This window comes from Bacillus sp. OTU530 (assembly GCF_038440375.1).
The window spans coordinates 63,826-73,225 of sequence record NZ_JASATP010000028.1; the positions used below are offsets into that span (position 1 = coordinate 63,826).

General features: G+C 40.0%; 6 protein-coding genes. 5 read left to right on the plus strand and 1 reads right to left on the minus strand.

The window, feature by feature from the left end; all coding sequences use genetic code 11:
• Nucleotides 1-556: 556 nt before the first annotated feature.
• The 5 genes from AAHB12_RS19390 (at nt 557) to AAHB12_RS19410 (ending at nt 6,965) form a co-directional block, all read left to right on the plus strand.
• The gene (locus tag AAHB12_RS19390; protein ID WP_342046579.1) at nt 557-1,576 is read left to right on the plus strand and encodes a LacI family DNA-binding transcriptional regulator; all 1,020 of its coding nucleotides are present in this window, start codon (nt 557-559) and stop codon (nt 1,574-1,576) included.
• Between the two features lie 104 nt (nt 1,577-1,680).
• Entirely contained in the window at nt 1,681-2,916 is a 1,236-nt protein-coding gene (locus tag AAHB12_RS19395; protein WP_342046581.1) for an ABC transporter substrate-binding protein, read from the plus strand.
• 138 nt (nt 2,917-3,054) lie between these two features.
• The gene (locus AAHB12_RS19400; protein ID WP_342046595.1) at nt 3,055-3,918 is read left to right on the plus strand and encodes a carbohydrate ABC transporter permease; all 864 of its coding nucleotides are present in this window, start codon (nt 3,055-3,057) and stop codon (nt 3,916-3,918) included.
• Nucleotides 3,918-4,736 (plus strand): carbohydrate ABC transporter permease, encoded by an 819-nt coding sequence (locus AAHB12_RS19405; RefSeq protein ID WP_342046583.1) that lies wholly within the window; start codon nt 3,918-3,920, stop codon nt 4,734-4,736. The genes AAHB12_RS19400 and AAHB12_RS19405 overlap by 1 nt, the downstream gene beginning before the upstream one ends.
• A 42-nt stretch (nt 4,737-4,778) precedes the next feature.
• Nucleotides 4,779-6,965 carry an alpha-galactosidase gene (locus tag AAHB12_RS19410; RefSeq protein ID WP_342046584.1) on the plus strand — a complete coding sequence of 729 codons (2,187 nt, stop codon included), beginning with the start codon at nt 4,779-4,781 and terminating at the stop codon, nt 6,963-6,965.
• A 232-nt stretch (nt 6,966-7,197) separates the two neighbouring features.
• Here the strand turns inward: AAHB12_RS19410 and AAHB12_RS19415 are convergent, their stop codons facing one another.
• Complete coding sequence (locus AAHB12_RS19415; protein WP_342046586.1) at nt 7,198-8,466, minus strand: MFS transporter; 1,269 nt, start codon at nt 8,464-8,466, stop codon at nt 7,198-7,200.
• Nucleotides 8,467-9,400 lie beyond the last annotated feature (934 nt).

Sequence of the window (9,400 nt, forward strand, 5' to 3'; positions counted from 1 at the left end):
GGAGAGGTTTTTTTGCTGTAAGAAGGTGTGAATTTCAGCTAGAAGCGAATTCGATGTATTCGAAAGTTCTAAGAATACAGTATCAGTGCAGTTGCGCTTCTGTCTTCTCCTCGCCAATCAGCGAGTTTTCTTTATTTATCTAGGCAAAGTTATGTAATATCTTCTGTATCTTTTTATTCATTTCATCTGATGATAGAAATATTTGAAGTTCTGCTGGGAATTTTAAAATAGTTTTACTAAACTAAGTAATGGGAGGAGATGATAGAGAGAGTGTTTATACACTTTTAATAAGGTAAATCAGAAAAATATGGATTATTTACTTAGTTTTAGTAAATAAAAAAGGAGTGATTGTATCTTTTTAATAAAAAAATCCTGAAAATAATGGTTTTTACTAATTTAATTTTAATTTTACTTAAAATTTAGTAATAAATATATTGAAAGAGCTTTCATTAACTGGTATATTGTTATTAAGGATTTAGTTAACTTTAGTTAAAATAAGTGAATTTTACTAATGTTGAACATATAAGATTTGTAAGAAAGAGAGGATCAGTAGTTAATGGCGACAATAAAGGATATAGCACGCGAAGCAAATGTATCTACTGCAGCAGTGTCTCGCATATTAAATTACGATCAAACCCTTTCTGTTTCCGATGACACACGTCAAAGAGTATTGGAAGTTGCACAGCAGTTAGATTATAAGCCTTCCAAAAGAAGAACAAACGGGAAGGTAGCAAAGGAAGAAAAACGTGCTTTCCAAATTGGATTGGTTATAGCCTTAACACCGCAGGATGAGGTAAATGATCCGTATTTCCTATCCATCCGCCAAGGGATAGAGAGGCGTTGCGAGCAGATTGGGCTCAACATATCATCGGTAATCAGAATTAATGAAGAAACAATCTATAGTAATTTTCAAGAGCTGGACGGTTTGATTGTAATAGGCAGTATTGATATAGCTGAAGGAAATCCATTTTACCTTCAAAGCACAAATGTTGTGTTTGTAAACAGTTCTCCGGATGAGGATCGATTTGATTCTGTAATCTCTGATTATGAGAGGGCTACAGAAGGGGTGCTGCATCAATTGTTTGCTGCAGGACATGAACGTATCGGGTATATCGGCGGAAAAGAGATGGTAAAACGCCTGAATGGAGAGGTATACCGTATGGAGGATACACGGGAGAAGACCTTTCAAAGAATCATGAAAGAGAAGGGGCTATATAATACTGAATATACTTTTATTGGTGAATGGACTTCTGCTGGAGGATATGAACGAATGAAAGAGGCCTTGGATAAGGGGAATCATCCTTCAGCGTTTGTAGTGGCAAGTGATCCGATGGCGATTGGGGCCATGCGTGCTCTTCATGAAGCTGGTATAAAGGTTCCAGAAGAAATGGCACTGATAAGTTTTGATGATATCGAAGCCGCAGCCTTTCTTAATCCGCCTTTATCAAGTGTAAAGGTGCATACAGATGAAATGGGAGCTCTTGCTGTGGACACGTTATTGAGTCGGCTGAAGGGGCGGCAAATCCCGGTTAAGGTTGTGCTCCCTACAAAACTGATAGTCCGAGAAAGTTGTTAAATTAAATATACAGGGGGAACCTAGCTCCCCTTGTATCGAATGAAACACTTTTTGTTAGCAATAATTTTATATATAAAAATTATATATTATTAGGGGGTTTACGTATGAAAAAGGTAATACCGTTAATGATTACTGGAGCTTTATCAATCGCTGCACTTAGTGGATGCGGTAAGTCTGAAAGTTCTGCTTCCTCTGATGGGAAAGTAAAAATTGAATTTTTCGAGTATAAATCAGAAGCTAAGGGAACTTTCCAAGAGCTGGCTAAGAAGTTTGAAAAAGAAAATCCGAATATTGATGTAGTTGTTTCAAATCCGGCAGATGCTGTAACGGTATTGAAAACACGTGTTGCAAAACGCGATATTCCAGATATTATGGGGGTTGGTGCGGACACCTCCTTTGTAGATCTCTCGAAAGCAGGTGTATTTACAGATGTTACGAAGGATGAACGATTAGAGAAGATACAACCGTCTTATGTTCAGATGATGAAGGATGTAACCGCTTCCGATAAGGTGTATGGAATTCCGTACGCTGCGAACGCGAACGCTGTTATTTACAACAAGGCGATTTTCAAGGAACTAGGATTAGAGGTTCCGAAAACTTGGGATGAGTTCATCGCTGTTGCGAAAAAGGTTCAAGATGCAGGCAAGATTCCGTTCTATTTCACATTTAAAGATGCATGGACTGCACTTCCAGCCTTCAACGTGCTTGCTGCTAATACACAAGGACAAGACTTCTTTAAGAATTTAAGTGCAGGGAAGACAACCTTTGAACAAGGATACAAAACAGCCGCAGATAAGTTCGCTGAATTGCTGAAATATGGTCATAAGGATATGATGGGCAAAGCCTATAATGATGGAAACGTAGCATTCGCAAAAGGTGAATCTGCTATGTACCTGCAAGGGATTTGGGCAATTTCAGAAATCAAAAAAGCGAACCCGGATATTGATTTAGGAGTATTCCCGTATCCTGTAACAAACAATCCGGATGAGACAAAAGTTGTTTCTGGTATAGACTTGCTTTTAGGTTTATCCAGCCAAACGAAGCATCCGAAAGAAGCGCAAAAATTTATTGACTTTCTACTAACAGAAGAAAATTCAAAAGCATACATCGACGATCAAAAAGCTTTCTCTGCCTTAACTGGAGTAGAGCAGAACGATGCAAGTCTTGAAGGTCTGAAGGAAAGCTTTGCGAAAGGTGCGCTTGTTGACTTCCCAGATCACTATATCCCAAGTGCTGTAGGTTTTGAAAAAATTCTTCAAGAGTTTACGCAAAAGAAAGATACAAATGCTCTCTTAAACAAGTTAGATACTGAATGGCAAAAGGTGCAAGGTCGTAAGTAGACGGACAGTTGCGAGGGGAGTCGAGAGCGTGTTCGGTTTCCCTCTCCCTATGATAAAGGAGGTAGCTGCATGAACAGTGTAGGTAAATTAACCACTGAAAAGACAGATTCTTCTGTTGTGCCCAAAAGGAAAAAGCTAATGCAAGGCCACCTGGCGTATTATATTATGGCGATTCCAGCAATGCTCTTATTTGCAATATTTCATACGTATCCTGCTCTGCAAGGGATCTATTATTCCTTCACAAACTGGGATGGTCTTAGCTTAAGTTATGAATTTGTTGGTTTTAAAAATTACTTGAGTTTATTTAAGGACATCAATGTTCTTAACTCTTATTTATTTACGTTTAAGTTTGCCATATTAGCTACTATTTTGGTAAATGTGATTAGCTTGCTAGTTGCAATGGGATTGAACGCTAAAATTAAGTATAAAAACTTCTTCCGTGGCGTATATTTCCTTCCCAATGTTTTAAGCGTGTTAATTGTTGGCTTTATCTTTAACTACTTATTTGCAAACGTTGTACCAGAATTAGGACAAAAGCTTGGGATTGCGTTGTTTTCCACAAATATTTTGGGGAATGAGGACTGGGCATGGATTGGTGTCGTAATTGTTGCGGTGTGGCAAGCTTGTGCCTTCAACACGATTCTTTATCTCTCAGGTTTACAAACTGTACCGTCTGAATTGTATGAGGCTTCTGGTTTGGATGGTGCGAATAAGTGGCAGGAATTTTGGCATATTACATTTCCGATGATTGCACCTTTCTTCACAATTAATATGGTTTTAGCCATGAAGAACTTTTTGCAGGTCTTTGACCATATCGTTGCCTTAACAGGTGGAGGACCTGGACGCGCAACAGAATCAATTTCCATGCTTATTTACAAAGGTGGATTCGCTGGAGGGGAATTTGCGTATCAGTCAGCAAACTCTGTCGTATATTTCATCATTATTGTGATAATCTCTGTGCTACAAATTAGATTCTTACAAAAACGAGAGGTGGATATGTAATGAGCAAACGCGTAAATTGGCCGATAACTACATTGATTGCTCTCGGATCTTTAGTAATTTTGTTTCCGTTGTATATAGCAGTTACAATTGCTTTCAAATCACCTGCTGAAACTGCAGAATCTGTACTTTCGCTTCCGAAAACATTACATTTTGAAAACTTTACGAATGCAATTGAGGCAACCAACTTCTTTCACGCTTTTGGGAACAGCATGTATATTACTGTAATTACTGTTATTTTCACGCTTTTAACAAATTCGATGGTTGCTTATGCTATTGCTCGAAATTTGGATAAGAAGTTCTTTAAAGGTTTGTATTACTACTTTGTAAGTGCGCTCTTTATCCCGTTCCCAATCATTATGCTTCCGATTGTTAAGCAAACGGCAGCCTTTGGAATGGACAACCCAAATGGGCTAATCTTTCTTTATATTGTGTATGGGATTGCTTTTAATATCTTTTTGTATGTGGGTTATATTCGCTCCATTCCAAGAGAGCTTGAGGAAGCGGCGATTGTGGATGGATGCAGCACGTGGGGCGTGTTTTGGAGGGTGATTTTCCCGCTTCTCGCTCCTATGAACGCAACAGTGGCGATTTTAACATGCTTATGGGCTTGGAATGATTTCATCTTACCGCTCGTTTTATTGAACGACGAGTCACAAATGACGTTGCCGCTCGTGCAATATGTGTTCCAATCTGAATTTGGAACTGACTACAATCTAGCGTTTGCCTCATATTTATTAGCGTTGTCTCCTATGGTTATTGTGTATATCATTGCACAAAAATGGATTATCAGCGGAGTTACAAGAGGTGCTGTGAAATAGGATTGATTTAGAAACATTTAGAGAAAAAGGGTGGGTTATCTTATGGGAATACAATTTGATTCAGCTACACAAATTTTTCACTTACAGGCTGGTAATACGAGTTATGTAATGCAAGTGAGGTCAGGATACCTTGTTCATTTATACTGGGGAAGAAAGCTTCGGAATTTTTCTGGAACGAATGCACTTCAATTTCTAGATCGAGCATTCTCAGGGAATCCATCTCCTTCTAAGGACCGAACATTCTCGCTTGATACGCTGCCGCAGGAATACCCAAGCTATGGGGCAACAGATTTTCGGGTGCCAGCTTATCAAGTGCAGTTAGAAAATGGTACGACGGTAACAGATTTACGTTATCAATCTCACCGGATTGTTCACGGGAAGCCATCCCTACCTGGCCTGCCGGCAACATATACAGAACAAGATGAAGAAGCAAGCACTCTAGAAGTGGAAATGAAGGATGAGCTTACAGACTTAATCGTTACCCTTTCCTACACAGTCTATGAGGAGAGAAACGTAATTACACGTTCGGTATCGTATCAAAATAAAGGAAACGAGAACCTAAAGCTATTAAGTGCGTTAAGCGCAAACGTAGATTTTCGTACAGATAATTTTGATTTTGTTCACCTCTCTGGTGCTTGGGGGAGAGAGCGTTATGTGGAGCGTCATCCATTAAGGGTAGGCATGCAATCTGTTGAGAGTCGCCGCGGAGCGAGCAGTCATCAACAGAATCCATTTCTAGCATTAGTGAGCAAAGATGCAACAGAGGACCATGGAGAAGTATACGCTTTTAACTTTGTGTACAGTGGGAACTTTATTGCTCAAGCAGAAGTTGATCAATTTCATAATACTCGTGTATCAATGGGAATTAACTCGTTTGACTTCAGTTGGAAACTAGAATCGGGTGAAAGCTTCCAATGTCCAGAGGTTGTCATGGTATATGCGGGGAATGGCTTTGGTGAGATGTCTAAAACCTTCCATGACTTGTATAGAACTCGTTTAGCACGTGGTTCGTTCCGTGATAAAGAACGGCCAATCTTAATTAATAACTGGGAAGCGACGTATTTTGATTTCAACGCAGATAAAATTGAAGATATTGCAAAGGTTGGAAGCGAATTAGGAATTGAATTGTTTGTCTTAGATGATGGTTGGTTTGGGAAACGAGATCATGATACAACTTCCCTTGGCGATTGGTTTGTGGATCGTGACAAGCTTCCAGAGGGACTTGATAATTTAGCGGAACGTGTTCGGAACCTAGATATGCAGTTTGGTTTATGGTTCGAGCCGGAAATGATCTCGGTAGACAGCGATTTATACCGTGAGCATCCGGATTGGTGCTTGCATGTTCCGAATCGCCCGCGCTCAGAAAGCCGTAACCAGTTGGTTCTTGATTATTCCCGCCCAGAAGTATGTGATGAAATTATTAAGCGTGTATGTGCGATTCTAGCTAGTGCTCCGATTACGTATGTGAAGTGGGATATGAACCGCCATATGACAGAAATCGGTTCGGCAGCTCTTCCGCCTGAGCGTCAGCGGGAAACAGCACATCGTTATATGCTTGGTTTATACCGAGTGATGGAAGAAATTACAGCAGCCTTTCCTCATGTGTTATTTGAAAGCTGCTCAGGCGGCGGTGGACGATTTGATCCAGGCATCCTGCATTATATGCCGCAAACATGGACGAGCGACAACACAGATGCAATATCTCGTCTGAAAATTCAGTATGGCACTAGCCTTGTATACCCAATTAGCTCCATGGGATCTCACGTATCAGCTGTTCCGAATCACCAGGTGCACCGCGAGACATCCCTTAAGATGCGCGGGGACGTTGCGATGAGCGGAAACTTCGGATATGAGCTTGATTTAACAAAGCTAACGGATCAGGAGAAGGAAGAGATTACAAAGCAGGTTCTTTTTTATAAGGAAAATCGTCAATTGATTCAGTTTGGAGACTTCTACCGCCTATGCAGCCCATTTGCAGGAAATGAAACAGCATGGATGTTTGTTTCTGAAGATAAAACAGAAGCCTTAGTATTCTATTATCGAGTATTGGCTGAGGCGAACGCTCCTTTATCGGTTCTTCCTTTAAAAGGACTAAATCCTGATGCGAACTATACGTTGGATAATGCGGAGGTTCACGGGGGAGATGAGTTGATGTATAGTGGCTTAGCTATTCCTGCAACAGTACACGGCGATTTCCAAAGCGTAGTTTGGAAACTGAAGGCTGAATAATTTGGATAACATAGCATAATAGAAAGTTATTTGCCCTTGATAACTAAAGCAACGACAGGACAAACAGCCCCTTTCACCTCTTAGAAATGAAAGGGGCTGTTTGATTTGCACTGTAAAGAAAGTATAAATTTCTAGCTGGAAGCCAACTCGACGTAGTGAGAAATTTTAGGAATACAGTATAAGTAGGGCCACGCCTCTGTCTTCTCCCAAGAGCAGGGCTCGCCAATCGGAGTCATATATGTTCTTCATGAGAAGCTGCCGCTCGCTCTGGTACACGTACCAGTAATAGTCCCCCTAGGATAAACAGTACCACTAAACTGAATACGCCGCTGTTTGTATTTCCAGTCATTTGTGCTGTCACACCAACAAGTGCAGGGCCGATAATAGCTGCGAATTTTCCGCAAATATTATAAAAACCGAAAAATTCATTTGCTGCTTCTTTCGGAACAAGACGAGCAAAGTAAGCGCGGCTTAACGCTTGGATGCCGCCCTGAGAGGTAGCAACAAGCATAGCAAGAATCCAAAAGTCTAATGTTGTTTTAAGAAAATATGCATAGATGCAAATGATTATATACATGATAATGCCAACATATAGCATTATTTTTGTATTAAACCTTTCTGCAAGCCTTCCATATAATAATGCAAACGGACAAGCAACAACCTGTGTGACGAATAGAATAATTAATAGATTTGTAGAGCTGATCCCTAGGTCTGTTCCGTATGCGGTGGACATTGTAATGATTGTATCCAAACCGTCAATATAAAAGAAATAAGCGAGCAGGAAAAGAAAGAGGGGCTGCTGCTGCTTTATATTCCGAAAGGTTCCAAATAATCGTCTAAAGCTATTTATAACTGGATTTGGCTCTTGCGCGATATAATGACGCTGTTCCACATTTTTTAGCATGGGAATAGTGAACAATCCCCACCAGAGCGCGGTAATAGCAAATGCAGCTTGACTTGCAATAGTAACGCTTAACGGGAGTACGCCTTTCTGTGCCAGAATAATGAGGGCGATGGATAAAATAAATGGAATTGTGCTCCCGATATAGCCCATTGCAAACCCTCTAGCGGAAATTCGATTCATCCGTTCTTCACTCGTTACGTCAACGAGAAATGCATCGTAGAAAATATTAGCTCCTGCAAAGCCGATCACGGCACACATATAACAAATCAGCAGCACAATCCACTGCTTTCCAGGGATGATTGCCAGCAGTGTTGTAAAGATTATTCCTAAGAAAAAGAAGAAGGTGAAGAACCTTTTCTTAAAATGACGATAGTCAGCAATTGTTCCTAATATAGGAGCGAGAATTGATACAAGCAACGTAGCAATTGAATTGGCGTATCCCCAATATGCAGTCGAGTTTGCAGCCGTTACCCCTGCGTTCTTTGCTGCTGCCTTAAAGTATATGGGGAAGATAGCTGTTGTGATAATGAGGGAGTAAGCTGAATTTGCCCAATCGTAGAAAATCCAGCTTTTTTCTTGCTTCGATATTCCATTCATTAAGAACACCTCGCTTCTTCTATTTTGGGTGTAACGTTATTAAGTACTTTTTACACTTTAAGAAAGTACAAATTTCTAGCTGGAAGACCATTCGACGTGGTGAGAAATTTTAGGAACAAAGTATAAGTGCAACTAAGCCTTTGTCTTCGCCTAAGGGCAGGGCTTGCCAATCAGCGAGTTTTCTTTAATTCATCCGATCAGGTTGTTCCTTTTATGGAGTGCGCCAACCTGTCGAAGGGAGACTGAGTGGCGGAGGCGGATAAGTAAAATTGTACTACGTTTCTAAAAAAGAAATAGCTCTTTTACAAAAGTGTTACAGCGCCTTAATACTCCTGCGGCCAAATAAGGGATGGGGGGTAGAGATTTATGAAAAAGCAAGCGAGGAATATATGTTTTGATGTATATGCATTTCCCTATTAATATTTACTCCTTAAGAGAGTATAAATTTCTAGCTATATAAGTTGAACTAAATATTTTCCCATGACTTCATCGCAGCACAAAATCATACAGAATACGTTGAAAGGCAATTTGAAAGATGACTTAGCAATTGAATTAAGAAGGTGTAAGAATTAAATTCAACTTATATAGAAGACCGTTCGACGTAGTGAGAAATTTTAAGAATACAGTATAAGTAGGGCTATGCCTCTGTCTTCGCCTAAGAGCGGGCTCGTCAATCGGTGAGTTTTTTTTACACTTTTAAGAAAGAATAAATTTCTAGCTGGAGGATCATTCGACGTAGCGAGAAATTTTAGGAATAAAGTGTAAATGCAACTACGCCTCTGTCTTCGCCTAAGAGCAGGGCTCGCCAATCAGCGAGTTTTCTTTATATGATAGAATTATGCAGTTCACGAAAACAAAAAAATAGTAAAAAACTATTGCATTCCAATGAATTAATTGTTATATTAATATTCGTCGCTGAGAGCGAGACAATCTA

What these genes read in the sequence shown, in the direction of transcription:
- AAHB12_RS19400 (WP_342046595.1), top strand. Translation starts at nt 3,055, where the DNA reads ATGCAAGGCCACCTGGCGTATTATATTATGGCGATTCCAGCAATGCTC.
- AAHB12_RS19390 (WP_342046579.1), top strand. Translation starts at nt 557, where the DNA reads ATGGCGACAATAAAGGATATAGCACGCGAAGCAAATGTATCTACTGCA.
- AAHB12_RS19405 (WP_342046583.1), top strand. Translation starts at nt 3,918, where the DNA reads ATGAGCAAACGCGTAAATTGGCCGATAACTACATTGATTGCTCTCGGA.
- AAHB12_RS19410 (WP_342046584.1), top strand. Translation starts at nt 4,779, where the DNA reads ATGGGAATACAATTTGATTCAGCTACACAAATTTTTCACTTACAGGCT.
- AAHB12_RS19415 (WP_342046586.1), bottom strand. Translation starts at nt 8,466, where the DNA reads ATGAATGGAATATCGAAGCAAGAAAAAAGCTGGATTTTCTACGATTGG.
- AAHB12_RS19395 (WP_342046581.1), top strand. Translation starts at nt 1,681, where the DNA reads ATGAAAAAGGTAATACCGTTAATGATTACTGGAGCTTTATCAATCGCT.